The organism is Bradyrhizobium sp. AUGA SZCCT0222 (assembly GCF_018130205.1).
Classification (GTDB): Bacteria; Pseudomonadota; Alphaproteobacteria; order Rhizobiales; family Xanthobacteraceae; genus Bradyrhizobium.
The window spans coordinates 205,906-221,917 of record NZ_JAFCLX010000007.1 but is presented as its reverse complement, the minus strand read 5'-3'; the positions used below and the strand labels follow the sequence as shown (position 1 = coordinate 221,917).

At 63.9% G+C, this 16,012-nt stretch carries 14 protein-coding genes; 3 read left to right on the top strand and 11 right to left on the bottom strand.

Annotated features, from left to right (window positions below; genetic code table 11):
- Positions 1-3 precede the first annotated feature (3 nt).
- From glyS to JQ629_RS08960, 6 genes are all read right to left on the bottom strand, one after another.
- Positions 4-2,142 carry a glycine--tRNA ligase subunit beta gene (gene glyS, locus JQ629_RS08985; protein ID WP_212412345.1) on the bottom strand — a complete coding sequence of 713 codons (2,139 nt, stop codon included), beginning with the start codon at positions 2,140-2,142 and terminating at the stop codon, positions 4-6.
- The gene (locus JQ629_RS08980) at positions 2,142-3,077 is read right to left on the bottom strand and encodes a glycine--tRNA ligase subunit alpha (RefSeq protein ID WP_192735210.1); all 936 of its coding nucleotides are present in this window, start codon (positions 3,075-3,077) and stop codon (positions 2,142-2,144) included. The genes glyS and JQ629_RS08980 overlap by 1 nt, the downstream gene beginning before the upstream one ends.
- 176 nt (positions 3,078-3,253) lie before the next feature.
- Positions 3,254-3,445, bottom strand: coding sequence for a hypothetical protein (locus tag JQ629_RS08975; protein ID WP_212269514.1), 192 nt, complete (start codon positions 3,443-3,445; stop codon positions 3,254-3,256).
- Between the two features lie 114 nt (positions 3,446-3,559).
- Entirely contained in the window at positions 3,560-4,471 is a 912-nt protein-coding gene (locus JQ629_RS08970) for a S49 family peptidase (RefSeq protein ID WP_212387723.1), read from the bottom strand.
- A 265-nt stretch (positions 4,472-4,736) separates the two neighbouring features.
- Positions 4,737-5,516 (bottom strand): tRNA1(Val) (adenine(37)-N6)-methyltransferase, encoded by a 780-nt coding sequence (locus JQ629_RS08965; protein WP_349631232.1) that lies wholly within the window; start codon positions 5,514-5,516, stop codon positions 4,737-4,739.
- Between the two features lie 37 nt (positions 5,517-5,553).
- The gene (locus JQ629_RS08960; protein WP_212269476.1) at positions 5,554-5,781 is read right to left on the bottom strand and encodes a putative signal transducing protein; all 228 of its coding nucleotides are present in this window, start codon (positions 5,779-5,781) and stop codon (positions 5,554-5,556) included.
- 133 nt (positions 5,782-5,914) lie between these two features.
- Here JQ629_RS08960 and JQ629_RS08955 point away from each other — a divergent pair, with 133 nt between their 5' ends.
- On the top strand, positions 5,915-6,922 hold the full coding sequence (locus JQ629_RS08955; RefSeq protein ID WP_209847770.1) for a polyprenyl synthetase family protein: 1,008 nt from the start codon (positions 5,915-5,917) through the stop codon (positions 6,920-6,922).
- 148 nt (positions 6,923-7,070) lie between these two features.
- The gene (locus JQ629_RS08950) at positions 7,071-7,691 is read left to right on the top strand and encodes a LysE family translocator (RefSeq protein ID WP_212412344.1); all 621 of its coding nucleotides are present in this window, start codon (positions 7,071-7,073) and stop codon (positions 7,689-7,691) included.
- Positions 7,692-7,696: 5 nt separating this feature from the next.
- Here JQ629_RS08950 and JQ629_RS08945 read toward each other — a convergent pair whose 3' ends face one another.
- From JQ629_RS08945 to JQ629_RS08935, 3 genes are all read right to left on the bottom strand, one after another.
- Complete coding sequence (locus tag JQ629_RS08945; RefSeq protein WP_212412343.1) at positions 7,697-8,581, bottom strand: 4-(cytidine 5'-diphospho)-2-C-methyl-D-erythritol kinase; 885 nt, start codon at positions 8,579-8,581, stop codon at positions 7,697-7,699.
- Between the two features lie 38 nt (positions 8,582-8,619).
- A complete protein-coding gene (locus tag JQ629_RS08940; RefSeq protein ID WP_212412342.1) occupies positions 8,620-10,401 on the bottom strand; it encodes a tetratricopeptide repeat protein in 1,782 nt (593 codons plus the stop codon).
- 293 nt (positions 10,402-10,694) lie between these two features.
- Entirely contained in the window at positions 10,695-12,356 is a 1,662-nt protein-coding gene (locus tag JQ629_RS08935) for an electron transfer flavoprotein-ubiquinone oxidoreductase (RefSeq protein ID WP_212412341.1), read from the bottom strand.
- Between the two features lie 236 nt (positions 12,357-12,592).
- Here JQ629_RS08935 and JQ629_RS08930 point away from each other — a divergent pair, with 236 nt between their 5' ends.
- Positions 12,593-13,420, top strand: a complete 828-nt coding sequence (locus JQ629_RS08930) for a uracil-DNA glycosylase (protein ID WP_212412357.1) — start codon at positions 12,593-12,595, stop codon at positions 13,418-13,420.
- Between the two features lie 120 nt (positions 13,421-13,540).
- Here JQ629_RS08930 and JQ629_RS08925 read toward each other — a convergent pair whose 3' ends face one another.
- Both JQ629_RS08925 and rnhB read right to left on the bottom strand, forming a co-directional pair.
- Positions 13,541-15,049, bottom strand: coding sequence for a glycosyltransferase family 39 protein (locus JQ629_RS08925; RefSeq protein ID WP_212412340.1), 1,509 nt, complete (start codon positions 15,047-15,049; stop codon positions 13,541-13,543).
- A 148-nt stretch (positions 15,050-15,197) separates the two neighbouring features.
- A complete protein-coding gene (rnhB, locus tag JQ629_RS08920; protein WP_212412339.1) occupies positions 15,198-15,965 on the bottom strand; it encodes a ribonuclease HII in 768 nt (255 codons plus the stop codon).
- Positions 15,966-16,012: the final 47 nt, after the last annotated feature.

The window sequence follows — 16,012 nt, the reverse complement described above, 5'->3', positions numbered from 1 at the left end:
GTTTCAGCCCTCGATCTTCGAAAAGTCCGCCACCGCGCGCGTCGCCGCGCGGATTTCGTTCAAGAGCTTCAGTCTGTTCTCGCGCACATTTGGTTCATCGTCGTTGACCTTGACCTTGTCAAAGAACGCATCGACCGCCGGGCGCAGCTTCGCCATGGCGCTCATCGCGGCGGCGAAATCTTCCTTGGCCACCGCGGCGCCCGCTTCGCTCTTCACCTGATCGATCGCCTTGGCCAGCGCTTTCTCTTCGTCGAGCCTGTAGAGCGTCGTATCCGCCGCGCCGTCGAAGCTGCGCTTGTCCTTTTTCTCTTCGATCGAGAGGATGTTGCTGGCGCGTTTTGTGCCTGCGAGCAGGTTCTTGCCGTCATCGGTGTCGAGGAATTTTCCGAGCGCCTCGACGCGGCGGACGACCATGAGCAGATCGTCCTGGCCGCCGAGCGCGAACACGGCATCGACGAGATCGTGTCGCGCGCCCTGGTCGCGGAGCTGGACTTTCAGGCGGTCGGCGAAGAAGGAGAGGAGATCGGCCGGAAGTTTTTGCGCATCGGCGGCCGGATACTTGGCACCCTTTTCGGGGAGACCGAGAATAGCCGATTTTGCAGCTTTCAGGATTGGAAGCCTGATCGTGTTCTCCACGATGAGCCGGATCACCCCCAACGCCGCTCTTCGCAGCGCATACGGATCCTTGCTTCCCGTCGGCTTCTCGTCGATCGCCCAGAAACCAACCAGCGTATCGATCTTGTCAGCCAGTGCAACGGCGACGCTCACGCGATCGGTCGGCACGCGATCCGCAGGCCCCTGCGGCTTGTAATGCTCTTCACTCGCGGCAGCGACGGAGGCATCCTCGCCCTGCGCCAGCGCGTAGTATTTGCCCATCAAGCCCTGGAGCTCAGGAAATTCGCCGACCACCTCGGTCAGCAAATCCGCCTTCGCCAAATGCGCGGCACGCTTTGCCTTTTCAACATCGGCGCCAACCAGCGGCGCAATTTCTGCAACCAGCCCCTCGATTCTCCGAATGCGTGCCGCCTGCGTGCCCAGCTTCTCGTGAAACACGATGTTTTCGAACTTCGGCAGGCGCTCTTCTAGCTTCGTCCGCAGATCGGTCTCATAGAAAAATTTCGCGTCGCTCAGCCGCGCGCGGATCACGCGCTCGTTGCCGGCGATGATGGCCTTGCCGCCGTCCGTCGCCTCGATGTTGGCGGTGAGGATGAACTTGTTGGTCAGCTTTCCGGTTTTGTCAGGATTCTTATCAGAATCCTTGAGATCGCTGACCACAAAGCATTTCTGGTTTTTGCGGATGGTGGCGCGGATCACCTCGCCGGGGATCGACAGAAATTCCTGGTCGAACGATCCCATCAGCACGACCGGCCATTCGACGAGGCCTGACACCTCGTCGAGCAGCACCTGGTCTTCCACCAGCTCAAAGCCCTGCGCGAACGCCAACTGCTTGGCGTCGGCCAGAATGATGTCCTTGCGCGCCTGCGGGTCGAGCACGACCTTGGCGGCCTTCAGCTTGGCCTCGTAATCCTCGAAGCGGCGCACGGAGATCGCCGATGGCGCCAGGAAGCGGTGACCATGAGTGGTCTGGCCGGCCTCGATGCCGTCGATCGAGAATTTTACGATTTCGGGCTCTTCGGTCTCCGGACCGAAGGTCGCGATGATCGAATGCAGCGGCCGCACCCAGGTCAGCGCGCCTGATTTGGCGGAGCGCTCGCCCCAGCGCATCGATTTCGGCCACGGGAAGGTGCGCACGATGACCGGAAGAATATCGGCGAGCACGTCGAGCGTCGCCCGGCCGGGCTTCTCGATCAGCGCGACATAGAAATCGCCCTTCGGGTCGCGCTGGATTGTTGCCTCATCCAGCGACTTGAGGCCAGTCGCTTTCAAAAAGCCCTGCACGGCCGCATCGGGCGCGCCGATTTTCGGACCCTTGCGTTCGGTCTTCAGGTCGGATTGCCGCGCCGGAATCCCGTGCACCGTCAGCGCCAGCCGCCGCGGCGTCACGAACGCCTTGGCGCCCTCATAGACCAGCCCCTCGGCAACCAGCTTGTCGGTGACCATGCGGCGCAGATCGTCGGCCGCCTTCGCCTGCATGCGCGCGGGAATTTCTTCGGAAAACAATTCGAGCAAAAGATCAGGCATCAGGATGCCCTGCCCGCTTCGGTGTGGACCCAGGCGTCGCCGCAGGCTTTTGCAAGGTCGCGCACGCGCCCGATGTAGCTTTGCCGTTCGGTCACCGAGATCACGCCGCGGGCATCGAGCAAATTGAAGACGTGGCTCGCCTTGATGCACTGGTCATAGGCCGGCAGCGCCATCAGATGTTCTTTCTGGTTGCTGCCACTCTTCCATCCAGCCGCGAGATACTTCTTGCAGGCTTCTTCGGCCATCACGAACTGTTTGAACAGCATTTCGGAATCGGAGTGCTCGAAATTGTGCAGGGAATATTCCTGCTCGGCCTGCAGGAACACGTCGCCATAGGTCACCTTGTCGGCGCCCTCGCGGCCGTTGAAGTTGAGATCCATGACGTGGTCGACGCCCTGCAGGTAGCAGGCGAGCCGCTCCATTCCGTAGGTGAGCTCGCCGGCGACCGGCGCGCATTCGACGCCCGCGACTTGCTGGAAATAGGTGAACTGGCTGACTTCCATGCCGTCGCACCAGCATTCCCACCCGAGACCCCAGGCGCCGAGCGTCGGGCTTTCCCAATCGTCCTCGACAAAGCGGATGTCGTGCAGGCTGGAATCGAGGCCGATCGCGGCGAGCGACTTCAGGTACAATTCCTGAAGGTTCGGCGGCGATGGCTTCATGATCACCTGATACTGGTAATAATGCTGCATCCGGTTGGGATTTTTGCCATAGCGGCCATCCTTGGGCCGGCGCGAGGGCTGCACATAGGCGGCCCGCCACGGTTTCGGCCCGAGCGCGCGCAAGGTCGTCGCCGGATGAAAGGTGCCCGCGCCCATTTCCATGTCGTAGGGCTGCAGGATCACGCAGCCCTGTTCGGCCCAGAACCGCTGCAGAGCGAGAATGAAGCCCTGGAACGAACGTTCCGGGCGCATATGGGCAGGCAATTCGTCCATCGGCAGAATCGGTCTCGCGAGGGGGTTTTGGGCGCGCGGGACCGTATCGGCGGTGGCGAGGGGAATCAAGGCGATGTGGGGGTAGCTTCAAGCCGTCATTCCGGGGCGATGCAAAGCATCGAACCCGGAATCTCGAGATTCCGGGTTCGCTTCGCGCCCCGGAATGACGGGGTGAGTTAACCCGGCCGATAGGCCCCGGTGACGGGGTCCCGGCGCAGGGTCGGAATCTCGCTGGTTTGAGCAGATTCCGCGACGCGGGCCAGCCGCGCCTCTTCCAGCTCCCGGTTGATCCGGACGGCGGTCTTGTAAGCCCAGCGGACCACGGCGAGCCCACCCAGGGCCCCTGCGAATGCGATCAACGGTGGCATCGGTCGATCCTTGTCGTTCACGTCGGTCACGCCCCCAATAGCTGCATTCTCGCGCAAGCCGGGCTGCGCCGCAATTCCCGCCTTTAGGACTAAATGGCGCGCCTCTCGCGGGCTCTAGAACCCGAATTTGGCCCAAATTGCCCTGGTTTCGAGCGCGGAGATCAGCTCATCCGGCAGGCCTCCAAAACCGTCGAGCGCGCCCATGGAGCCCGCCCCCGGCGACCGCCGCCCGAGCAGGCCGGACAGCATCCCGCTGGCGGGCGCGATCACGGGGGTCAGCACCTTGTCGCCGTAGCGGGTCCGCAGCGTCGAACGCAGATCGCCGACCGCGTCCGCAAGGCCCAGCGACACCGAGGTTTCGCCGGCCCAATATTCGCCGGTGAACAGCGTGTCGTCGGCGCCCTTGAGGCGGCTGCCGCGGCTCTGCTTGACCAACGCAATGAAGATGGCGTGGATCTCGCGCTGGAGCGCCTTGATGCGCGCCACGTCATCGGGGTTTTCGGGGAGGAACGGATCGAGCGTCGCCTTGTGGACGCCCGCCGTATAGAGCCGCCGCTCGACACCGATTTTCTTGATCAGCTCCTGGAAGCCGAAAGTGCCGCCGACCACGCCGATCGAACCGAGGATCGAGGACGGATCGCAGAAAATTTCATCGCCGGCACAGGCGATCATGTAGCCGCCGGATGCGGCGACGTCCTCGACGAACACCAGCACCGGCAAATTCTTTTCGGCGGCGAGTTGCCTGATCCGCAAATAGATCTGGCGCGATTGCACCGGCGAGCCGCCGGGCGAATTGATCACGAGCGCAACCGCCTTGGCATTCTTGGTACCGAAGGCGCGTTCGAGCGTCTTGGCGACACCGGCGAGCGACATGCCCGGCCGCAGCGGCGTCACCGCCCCGATCACGCCGGACAACCGCACCACCGGCACCACCGCGGCCCCGCGCCGGAATTTGGCCGGGACCAATCCCTTCAGCCGCTCGATAAGGCCCGGCAATCCCACACGATCACTTATTTGTTCACTCATGCCGTTACCTCGAATTAACCATTTTTTATCACGCCACTGTCATTGGAAGGGCTGGAACGAATTTGGGCTGGAAGGCCTTTTGCAACGTGGCCGTTACGGCTGCAATGGCGCAGCGGAGAGTGACATGAAAATCTACCTGCTGATATTGTTGATCGGCACCATCCTGACCGCGGTTCGCTTCACCAACGCTCCGAAACGGCAGTCGGAAACCCTTCCGCAATAGGCTTTTCCGCTTCGTCTCGAGACATGAGTTCCTCGGCCACCCCTAGGGGGTGGCCAACGGCAATATCCCCCTCCCCGCCAAAATCTCCTGCACCGCTTTATCGGGCACCCCTCGCTCATCATTGAGCATCAGTCCGGCATGAATTCGAGTCGGCGCGCGACCGCCCTTGGTGGCGCGAACCAGGATTCGATTCGCAGGCGCCTTCACATCGCCGTGAATGGGCAAAATTTCCAGACCGCCAAAACCGTGATCGAGCGCCGCCAGCACCTCGGCAATCCCGTCGGCGCGCCAGATCAGCGTCAGCATGCCCCTGGATTTGAGGATGCGGCGGGTTGCGTGAATCCAGTTCGAAAGCGTGGTGGATGTCGCGACATGCGCGATCCCGCGCGCGCGGTCCGGCGAGACTCGATGCCGCACAGAATCGTTGAACGGCGGATTCATCAACACGACGTCGACGCTGTCGGGCTGCAGATTGACCGCGGCGTAGGCGTCGGCGGCCGCCTCGACATCGAGCACGATGACCTCGGCGGCAAGCGCGTTCGCCTCGGCATTGGCGCGCGCCAGGCTTGCGAGGCCGGCATCGATCTCGACCAGCACGAGATCGATATCTCCGACGCGCCTGGCCACCGCCAGCCCTGCCGCACCAACACCGGCGCCAAGATCGGCCACACGATTGCCTGAACGTGCAGGCGTCGCCGCCGCCAGCAGCATTGCATCGTGACCGGCGCGGTGCCCCGATTTCAGTTGCCGCAGGCGCAAGCTCCCGCCGAGGAACGCGTCCTCGGTGACATCCAGATTATTGTCTTGACGCGTTTTCTTCACGCGAACCGGTTCCCACTTCGCTCGAAAACGCTATGCCTTACTCATCCGCCCGCAATTCGTGGGCAAGCCCGGCATCGGTCAGAAGCTGGCGCGCCTCGCGGTTGTCGTCGTCATGGACCAGGATGCGGCGTGGCAGGACTCCGAGCGATCCCTCGATGATGCTCATGTTTTGGTCCAGCACCAGATGATGGATATTGGCGCCGTCGAGCAGCGCGCCGACCGCGGAAACCAGCACAATATCGTTGGTCCGAACCAATTCCCGCAATTTGCGCCCTCCTTAGGCTGGCTCGGTCCGAGGCCGGCCGGTACCTGTCAACCGCTTCGTGCCCTTGCCGCTTCAGCCTGCACTTTCTATTGTAGATAAGGATAGTGCGAATTGGCCAGATTTGGAGACCCGCGTGGCGGTTATTGTACCCTTCGAAAGCCCAAACGCTTCGATCGATGAGCTGGTCGGGCTCGTCGCCGCCGACATGGAGCGGGTCAACGCCACGATCCTGTCGCGGACCGGTTCCGAAGTCACCATGATTCCCGAGGTCGCCAACCATTTGATCTCCTCGGGCGGCAAGCGGCTGCGCCCGATGCTGACGCTGGCGATGGCCGGCCTCACCGGCTATTCCGGCGACGGCCATATCAAGCTCGCCGCCTCGGTCGAGTTCATGCATACCGCGACGCTGCTCCATGACGACGTGGTCGACGAGAGCGAATTACGGCGCGGCAAATTATCCGCGCGGATGCTGTGGGGCAACGAAGCGAGCGTGCTGGTCGGCGACTTCCTGCTCGGCCAGGCCTTCCGCATGATGGTCGAGGTCGGCTCGTTGCGGGCGCTCGACATCCTGTCTTCGGCGGCCGCCACCATCGCCGAGGGCGAGGTGATGCAGCTCGCCGCGGCGAAGAACACCGCGACCACCGAGGACGAATACCTCGCTGTGATCCGCGGCAAGACGGCGGAATTGTTCGCGGCTGCCTGCGAGGTCGGCCCCGTGATCGCCAACCGGCCGAAGGCCGAGCAGACCGCGTGCCGCTCCGTCGGCATGAATCTCGGCATCGCGTTCCAGCTGGTGGACGACGTGCTGGACTACGGCGGCAAATCGGCAAAACTCGGCAAGAACGTCGGCGACGACTTCCGCGAGGGCAAGATCACGCTGCCGGTGGTGCTGGCGTTCCGCCGCGGCAACGCCTCTGAACGCGCGTTCTGGGTCAAGGCGCTGGAGCGCGGCGAGATCGGCGCCAATGATCTCGATCACGCCATCGGGTTGATGACCAAGCATCGCGCGCTGGAAGATACGATCAGCCGCGCCCATCATTACGGCGCGATGGCCGTCGATGCGCTGGCGCTGTTTCCGGCTTCGCCGATGAAGACCGCCCTCGAGCAGGTCGTGGCGTTCTGCCTGGCCAGGTCGCATTAAAGTAGATGTCGGCGTCATCCTGAGGTGCGAGCCCCTTGGCGAGCCTCGAAGGATGACAGGGCACGGTGCCCGCGGCTCATCCTTCGAGGCGCGCAAGAGCGCGCACCTCAGGATGACGGCGGAATGTGTGGCGAGTAGGAAAGATTGAATGAATTTTTGGCTGTTTCTCGCCGCTGCGCTGATCATCGCCTTCGTGCCTGGTCCCGGGATCTTCTATGTCGCCGCACGAACACTGTCAGGCGGCCGGAAGACCGGCATCGCCTCGACATTGGGGACAGCGCTTGGCGGGCTCGTGCATGTGATCGCGGGCGCGCTGGGGGTGTCCGCGATCATCCTGGCCAGCGCCGAACTTTTCACGGTGCTCAAACTTGCCGGCGCGCTCTATCTGGTCTGGCTTGGTGTCCGGACGTTTCGCGAGGGCCGGCAGGCGATGGTGGAGGCGATCAGCCCGGCCACCGCACGACAGGCGTTTCGCGAGGGCGTGCTGGTCGAAGCCCTGAACCCGAAGACCGCGGCGTTCTTTCTGGCGTTCATTCCGCAGTTCATCGACCCCGCCGGCGGTCATCCCGCGCTGCAGTTCATCGCGCTCGGCCTGATCTCGGTATTGCTGAACACGCTCGCTGATGTCGTCGTGGTGATGATGGCCGCGACCGCGCGCGCGGGCCTGGTGCGGCGGCCATTTCTCGTTCAACGCCTGCGGCAGGGCTCGGGGCTGTTCATCGCCGGGCTCGGCGTGTCGTTGGCGCTGGTGCGGCGGCCCGCGAATTAGTACCGCTAGCTCAGCGTTCCCGCGTGCACCCACCAGCCGGGGTGCTCGCGCCGGATCTTCTCCGCGGCGCGGCCGGCTTCGGCGGTGTTTTCATAGATCGCAAAACAGGTCGCGCCCGAGCCCGACATCCGCGCCAGCCACGCGCCATTGGTGGCGTTGAGCGCGGCGATCACTTCACCGATGACCGGCTGAATGCGCATCGCCGGGGCTTCCAGATCGTTGGCGCTGGCCGCCAGGACTTCGACCCAGTCTTCGACCGAGGCGCCGGCTTCCGGCCAGTCGATGCCCCGGAAAACGTCGGTGACGCCGACCAGCAATTCGCCGCTACGTAGGCCGAGTGCCTTGAATACATCCTTGGTCGGAACGGGAACGCAGGGGTTGATCATCACGCACGGCATGATCGGCAGGCTGAGCGGCGTCAGGGTATCGCCGACCCCGGTCATGTCGCAGGCTCGCGAGGCAAGGCAGACCGGCACGTCGGCGCCGGTCGCAAGTGCTACCTCGCGTAGCCGCTCGTCATCGAGCGGCAGCCCATTCAATTTTGCCAGCAGCCGAAGCGCGGCAGCCGCATCCGCCGAACCACCGCCGATGCCCGCCGCGACGGGCAGCACCTTGTCGAGCGTGAAACTGCCGGCCTTCAGGCCCGGCACGCGCTCGGCCAGCAGGCGCGTCGCCTTCAGCACCAGATTGTCCGATGTCTCGCCGCAGGCCTGCGCCAGCGGTCCGGACATTTGCAATGTCAGCTCGGAACCGGGCGTCAGCGTCAGCCGATCAGCGCAGTCGGCAAACGCCACCACGCTTTCCAAATCATGAAAACCGTCGGTGCGGCGGCCAACCACCCTCAAGGTCAGGTTGACCTTGGCACGCCCCTCATCAATCAACGCCGGCATTGCCGAACAAGCCCCCCAATGCCTTCGATCAGCCGCTTCTAGCCACCCCTGCCGTCTTCTTTTTTCTTGTCGGCCGAAGCCGCAGACGACGTGTCCTCGGGCAGACCGTTGGCGATCTTGGCCTCGATCTTCGGCAGCTCTTCCGCCTCGGGCTTCAGGTCGCGGGCGTGGGCCCACTGGAACTTGGCTTCCAGCGTGCGGCCGACGCGCCAATAGGCGTCACCGAGGTGGTCATTGATGGTCGGATCTTCGGGCTTCAGATCGATGGCGCGCTCGAGGTTCTTCACCGCGTCCTCGAAATTGCCGATGCGGTAGAACGCCCAGCCCAGCGAGTCCACGATATAGCCGTCGTCGGGACGCTGATCGACGGCGCGCCGGATCATCTTCATGCCTTCGTCGAGATTGATGCCCTGATCGATCCAGGAATAGCCGAGATAGTTCAGCACATGCGGCTGTTCGGGCTGCAGCTCGAGCGCCTTGCGCATGTCGGCCTCGGCCTTGCTCCACTGCTTGGAGCGCTCCTGGCAAATGCCGCGATAGTAATAGGTGACCCAGGTGTTCTTGTCGGTCACGCCGGGCATCACATCGATCGCCCTGGAATAGGTCGTCGCGCAATCGGCGAACTTCTTGCGGCCGCGCTCGATATTGCCGAGCGCCATGATGGCTTCGATGTCCTTGGGGTCTTCGGCGGTGACGTCCTTGAGGATCTTGATCGCCTGCTCGCTGCGATCGGCGGCGTCGAGATTGGTGGCGAGCTGAATCTGCGCGTTGCGCTTCAGCGGCGAACTCGCCGGCATCCGCTCATAGACCTTGATCGCCATCGGCGGCTTCTTCACCGACTCATAGAGATCGGCCAGCGAGAGCAGCGCCAGCGGATGGTTGGGCTGCAGATAAAGCGAGAGCTGCAGATAGACCAGCGCCAGATCCTCGCCGCCGCGGCGGGTCAGCGTGGCACCGATGCCGTACAGCGCCTCGGCCGCACCTGCCTGCGCCGATTCGATCAGCGGCGGCATCTTCTTGCCGGCCCGCGTCTCGCGCAGCGCCTCCTGTACCAGGGGATGCCGCGGCAGCTTCTTGTCGAACGCCTCGTAGATGCCGATTGCCGCCGCCGAGTCCTTGTTGCGCGACAGCCAGCGCCCATAGGCGTCGGACACGCGCAGCATGGAATCGTCGAGCTTGTAGGCGCGCTCGAAGCGGGCGCCGGCGTCCTTTTCCTTGTTCGCCAGTTCCAGGATCATGCCGGTGTGCAGATCCTTGAAGATCGGATACCACTCCGGTCCGGTCAGCTTGTCGATATTGGCGACCGCCGCCTTGGAATCGCCCGCCCCGAAGCTGGCCCAGCCCGACAACAGCGTCGCGACCAGATCGGTGATCGGTCCGCGGATCGACTGATTGATGTTGATCTGCGCGGTTGCGTATTTCTTCTGCTTCAGGTCGCGGACGCCGACGACCAGCCGGGCCACGCGATTGGATTTGTCCTGCGTCAGAATGCGGTCGGCGAGCTTGACGGCCTCGTCGATGTCGCCATCCGCGAGCGAGGAGATGAAGGCGCGGTCGAGCAGCTCGTTGTTCTTGGGATCGGTACGCAGCGCCGAACGGTAGAACGCCGCGGCCGAGCTGGCGTCGCGTTCGACGCTGGCATGACGCGCGGCCAGATAGCTGCCGGACGTGGTCAGCGATTTCAGATCGCTCTTGCTCGGAAACTGCGCCGAATTGTCGCCGGTATGCTCGGGCGTCTGCGCCAGCAGCGCACCGGGCGCGGCAAGCGCGGCGACGGTGACAGCGGCGATGGTCCAGCGATTGAAACGAGTGGAAAGCATCACGGTTCGCCTAGCTCCAGGATTTATGGCAGGGATCTTTCAATCGCTCTCGAATGCGGACATACGCGGCGGCATCAAGGCCCAGCGACAATGCCGCTTTTGGCGTTCAACCGCAAGGATACGGGGTGGCGAATCGATCGGCAGCAGGGTCCCCAAGATCTCCCCGTCCGCCGCCAATCCCACCCGTTTTGCCCAGCACCCCGGAAGACGCTTGTACTGTGGCGGTATCGTGGCCGGTGCCGGGGTTACCCGGGCACCTGCGGCCCTCCGCCATTAAACTCACGTAATCGTGGTCACATCCCCTGGTAATTGGGCCCGCCGCCACCTTCGGGCGGAACCCAGGTGATATTGCCGTTCGGGTCTTTGACGTCGCAGGTTTTGCAGTGGACGCAGTTCTGAGCGTTGATCTGGAAGCGCGGACCGGAGGCCTCCTCGACCCATTCGTAGACGCCGGCCGGGCAATAGCGGTTGGACGGACCGGCAAAGACGTCGTGCTCGGAGCTCTTCTGCAGGTTCATGTCGGCGACCTTGAGGTGGACCGGCTGGTCTTCCTCATGGTTGGTGTTGGACAGGAATACCGACGACAGCTTGTCGAAGGTCAGTTTGCCGTCCGGCTTCACCGGCGCGATCGGCGTGTGCGCCTTGGCAGGATCCAGCGTCTTGCGATCCGGCTTGGCGTGCGACAGGGTTCCGAACAATGAGAAGCCGAACAGCGTGTTGGTCCACATGTCGAGGCCGCCGAGCGGTACGCCGATCAGGGTGCCGAACTTGGACCACAGGGGTTTGACGTTGCGGATCGGGTAGAGGTCCTTGCCGACCTGCGAACCGCGCCACGCATTCTCGTATTCGGCCAGTTCATCATTGGTGCGGCCGGCGGCGAGCGCGGCCACGAGGTGTTCGGCGGCGAGCATGCCGCTGCCCATCGCGTTGTGCACGCCCTTGATGCGCGGCACATTCACAAAACCCGCCGCGCAACCGATCAGCGCGCCGCCCGGGAAGCTCAGCCGCGGCACCGACTGGTAGCCGCCTTCGGTGATCGCGCGCGCGCCATAGGCCAGCCGCTTGCCGCCTTCGAACACCGTGCGGATCGACGGATGGGTCTTGAAACGCTGGAACTCATCGAACGGCGACAGATAGGGGTCGTCGTAATTGAGATGCACAACGAAGCCGACCGCCACCTTGTTGTCGTCGTAATGATAGAGGAACGAGCCGCCGCCGGTCTTGTTGTTCAGCGGCCAGCCGAACGAATGCTGGATCAGGCCCTTCTGGTGTTTTGCGGGATCGATCTCCCAGACTTCCTTCAGCCCGATGCCGAATTTCGGCGGCTCGCTGTTGGCGTCGAGCGAGAACTTCGCGATCAATTGCTTGGAGAGGCTGCCGCGCGCGCCTTCGGCGAACAGCGTGTACTTGCCGAGCAGTTCCATACCGCGGGTGAACGAATCCTTGTGGCTGCCGTCCCTGGCGATGCCCATGTCGCCGGTCGCAATGCCGCGCACCGCGCCTTGTTCGTCGTAGAGCACTTCGGTAGCGGCAAAGCCCGGATAGATCTCCACGCCGAGCGCTTCGGCTTTCGGCGCCAGCCAGCGGCAGACATCACCGAGCGAGCCGATATAGCAATGATGGTTGTCCATCAGCTTCGGCATCGCGAAACCCGGCAGCCGGATCGCGCCGCCGCCCGTCATCCAGTAGAAGCGATCGTCCTTGACCTGCGTCTTCAGCGGGCAATCGGCATCCTCGCGCCAGTCCGGAATCAGTTTGTCGAGCGAAACCGGATCGATCACCGCACCCGACAGAATGTGCGCGCCGACTTCGGAGCCCTTCTCCACCACCACGATGTTGAGATCGGCGTTGAGTTGCTTGAGACGGATCGCAGCCGCGAGGCCGGACGGCCCGGCGCCGACGATCACGACGTCAAATTCCATGGACTCACGCGGCGGAAGTTCTTCGGTGCTCATGTTCTGGTCTCAGCCCAATTGAGAACGGCTCTAAGGTTCGTTTGTTTCCGATTTTTGCGCCGAGAACAACCATCGAAATGAAATCTCAGGCATTTCGCTGCCACCGAATACATCCTAGAGCCTGTTCGGTTCTGATTGGATCAGAACCGGGCTCTAGTCTTTGTTTTGACGCGTTTTCTTTACGCAAACCGGTACCCACTTCGCTCGAAAACGCTATATAGATTGGAACGATGTCCATCGCGCCCGAACCCTCCCCTACCGTTCAGCAATTGCTGGCCTTTTATCTCGAGGCCGGGGTCGATTGCGCGTTGGCCGATGAGCCGGTCGACCGGCTTGCCGAGCCCGACAGCGCTACCATCGCCGCGCCGCGCCAAACCGCGCCGCAAAGACTGGTGCGGGAAATGCCGGCGGCGGCGCCGGCAGTTTCGCGCAGCGAAATAGCGCCAGCGCCGGAAGCCGCGATCGCCTCGGCGCGGGAAGCGGCGCGAACCGCGCCGTCACTGGAGGCGCTGCGCGCGCTTCTGGAGAATTTCGACGGCTGCGCGCTCAAGCACACCGCAACACGGCTGGTGTTCTGCGACGGCAATCCGAAAGCGCGCATCATGTTCGTCGGCGAAGCCCCCGGACGCGACGAGGATATCGAGGGGCTGCCGTTCGTCGGCCGTTCCGGCAAATTGCTCGACCGCATGATCGCGGCGATCGGGCTCGACCGCAGCAAAGCTTATATTGCCAACGTGATCCCATGGCGGCCGCCCGGCAACCGCACGCCGACGCCGCAGGAAACGCAAATCTGCCTGCCGTTCATTCAGCGGCAGATCGAACTGGTCAATCCGGACGTGCTGGTGACGCTCGGCAATCCCTCGACGCAGACGCTGCTGTCGACCCGCGAGGGCATCATGAAGACCCGCGGCAAATGGTTCGATTACGACACCGGCACGCGCTCCATCCGCGCCATGGCGACGTTCCACCCGGCCTATCTGCTGCGCTCACCGTCGTACAAGCGGATGTCGTGGCAGGATCTGCGCGCGATCGCGAAGGAATTGGAGAAGGTTTCCTCATCCTGACAATTGAATTGTCATTCCGGGATGGTCCGAAGGACCAGACCACAGATGCGCAATTGCGCATCGGGGAATCTCGAGATTCCGGGTTCGATGCTTCGCATCGCCCCGGAATGACACTATCGTCTACGGCGCTTTCGGCCGCACGATGGCCCAGCCGACGCGCAGCAGCGGCTGCCTTCCATTCACCATCCATTCGAACGCGCGCGGCACTTCCGGCACCAAGCCGGGAAAGCGCAACGCGATCTCGGGAGGCGGCGCGCCCGAGGTGTCGGAGGCGCGCCAGACCACGACGCCGCCGGTCTCATTGAACTTCGCGAGCGAAAGCCACGGCGTGCGTTCCGGCGTGGCGTCGAGCAACAGATGCGGCCGGCCTTTATCCATCGCGACGAAGCTCGCGAGCTGCGGATCGCCGGCCACCGCGCGCAGCCGCTGGTTGGTGCGCCGCTCAAAACTGTCGCCGAAGAAATGCGCGATCGTCCGCGCCGGCAGCGAGGTCGGCACTTCGGCGCCGCTGGTCCAGGGCAGGAACAGCGTGGCCGCGATGGCCACGAAAGCCGGGGCTGCGACTGCCGCGGCCCAGACCGTGCGGAGCAGCCGCTGGCGCCGCAGATACACGAGATCGCCGGTCGCCACGATCACGGCCAGCCCCGACATCAGCAAGGCAACGCCGGCGCCGCCGGTAACGCGCTCGAGATTGAACACGCCGGCAATCAGGCTGCCAAACAGCGCCGGGCCGATGGCGAACGTATAGACGAACTGGCGCGCCAGGGGATCGATCTGCGGCCGGTAGATGATCGGCGCTTCCTCGGCCTTGCGGACAAACGCGCCGGAGTTGAGGATCACCAGCAGCACGATGCCGGCCGTCGCCAGCGCCAGGCCGCCGAGCAGCCCGCCCCAGTGCATCGCCCTGCCCGAGAGATCATCGATACCCGGCAAGGGGGGCATCGCCAGCACGTCGGCGCGAACGACCCAGATCAGGTAGGGCAGCACCAGTACCACGATCACCAGCAGCGCATACAGCGGATCGAGCGACATCAAGGTGCGCCGCCCACGCGCGGTGGCGACGGCAAATCCGGCGATCAGCAGCAACAGCCCGAGCGCGGCCGACGTCGTCAGGAGCAACAGGCCCGCTTCGATCGACCAGGCGAACCAGGCGGTGCGCCGGTTCTGGCCGATCAATCGCCAGGAATGCAGCAGCAACAGCGCCCACAGCGGCCGCGCCAGCACCAGCGGGCCGAATTCGACGCCGGGCGAGCTGAAGGCCACCACCGTCATGCTCAAGAGCACCGCGAGCACCGCCTGCTGACCGCCGACGATGGCGCGCGCGAGCTGATAGAAGCCCCAGAAAGTGACGACCGCGCAGATCTGCGCGAGCAGATAGACCCCGAACACATGATTGCCGGCCGCGCGGAAGGCGATGTCGGCAAGCCAGAACGCCAGCGGCGGGCCGAAATAGGTTCCGACCTGATATTCCCTGCCGAATGCCAGAACCGTGGCGATATCGCCGGGTGGGCTGCGATAGAGCAGCATCGGCAGGATCAGCCACATTGCCGCCTGCAGCAGCACCACGAGCCAGACCACCAGCCGCGGCCGGGCGCGGATCAGTTCGACAACCAGGGAGGTGAAACGCATGAAACGTCCGAGATGCGGGCGCCGATCCCGAGAGCCGGCCCTGTCCGAGCACGTTTGATAGAGCCCACCAGCCGCCGAGGCAACCATCGCGTTTTCAAGCGAGGTGGATACCGGCTCGCGTCAAGAAAACGCGTCAAGGCAAAGGGCCTTAGGCGGTCGTCACAACCTCAGCGCTGATTTGCGTTTCGACCGTGAACAGATCGGGCTCAACGGTGCCGGGCTGATGTTTTTCGCGCGCGGCGATGACGGGCGCGAAGAAACGGCGGTGGTGGACGCTGGGACCTAACCGGTCGAGCGCCTCGCGATGTTCCGGCACGGCGTAGCCCTTGTGGGTCTCGAACCCGTAGCCTGGGCAATCCAGCGCCAGCGCACACATCAGGCGGTCGCGCGTCACCTTGGCGATGATCGAGGCGGCCGCGATCGACATCACGATGCCATCGCCGCCGATCACGGCGTCGCAGTCGCACGGCGCCTCGATCCGGTCGCGGCCGTCGACGAACACATGTTTGGGGATTTCCGGTAAGCCTCGCACGGCGCGCGTCAGCGCCCACAGCGAGGCGCGCAGGATATTGTCGCGATCTATACGCGCCGGCGAGGCGAACGCGACCGCGAACGACGAGGTCGCGCAAATCTCTTCGAACAGTTCCTCACGGCGCTCCGCCGTCAGCCGCTTCGAATCGTCGATGCCTTTGGGAATTCGTTTGGGATCAAGAATCACGGCGGCGGCCACCACCGGGCCGGCCAGGGGACCCCGCCCGGCCTCGTCGCAACCGGCGATCGGCCAGACGCCGCGCTTGATCAGCGCGCGCTCACGGCGAAAGCTCGGCGGTGCCACCGCGATCACGCCTTTCGGCAGTTTTGCCGATTTGGCGACCGGCCTGGCCGCTGGTTTCCTGGATGATTTTTCCCGAATCATGCCGGGATGGTGGGCAAGCACGCGCCAGCGCGCAACCGGGAACCGGG

Bases quoted from the DNA above. Each gene is read 5' to 3' on its own strand.
- JQ629_RS08945 (WP_212412343.1), bottom strand. From the start codon at position 8,581: ATGCCGGCGTTGATTGATGAGGGGCGTGCCAAGGTCAACCTGACCTTG.
- JQ629_RS08940 (WP_212412342.1), bottom strand. From the start codon at position 10,401: ATGCTTTCCACTCGTTTCAATCGCTGGACCATCGCCGCTGTCACCGTC.
- JQ629_RS08975 (WP_212269514.1), bottom strand. From the start codon at position 3,445: ATGCCACCGTTGATCGCATTCGCAGGGGCCCTGGGTGGGCTCGCCGTG.
- JQ629_RS08980 (WP_192735210.1), bottom strand. From the start codon at position 3,077: ATGGACGAATTGCCTGCCCATATGCGCCCGGAACGTTCGTTCCAGGGC.
- JQ629_RS08935 (WP_212412341.1), bottom strand. From the start codon at position 12,356: ATGAGCACCGAAGAACTTCCGCCGCGTGAGTCCATGGAATTTGACGTC.
- JQ629_RS08925 (WP_212412340.1), bottom strand. From the start codon at position 15,049: ATGCGTTTCACCTCCCTGGTTGTCGAACTGATCCGCGCCCGGCCGCGG.
- glyS (WP_212412345.1), bottom strand. From the start codon at position 2,142: ATGCCTGATCTTTTGCTCGAATTGTTTTCCGAAGAAATTCCCGCGCGC.
- rnhB (WP_212412339.1), bottom strand. From the start codon at position 15,965: ATGATTCGGGAAAAATCATCCAGGAAACCAGCGGCCAGGCCGGTCGCC.
- JQ629_RS08950 (WP_212412344.1), top strand. From the start codon at position 7,071: ATGAATTTTTGGCTGTTTCTCGCCGCTGCGCTGATCATCGCCTTCGTG.
- JQ629_RS08970 (WP_212387723.1), bottom strand. From the start codon at position 4,471: ATGAGTGAACAAATAAGTGATCGTGTGGGATTGCCGGGCCTTATCGAG.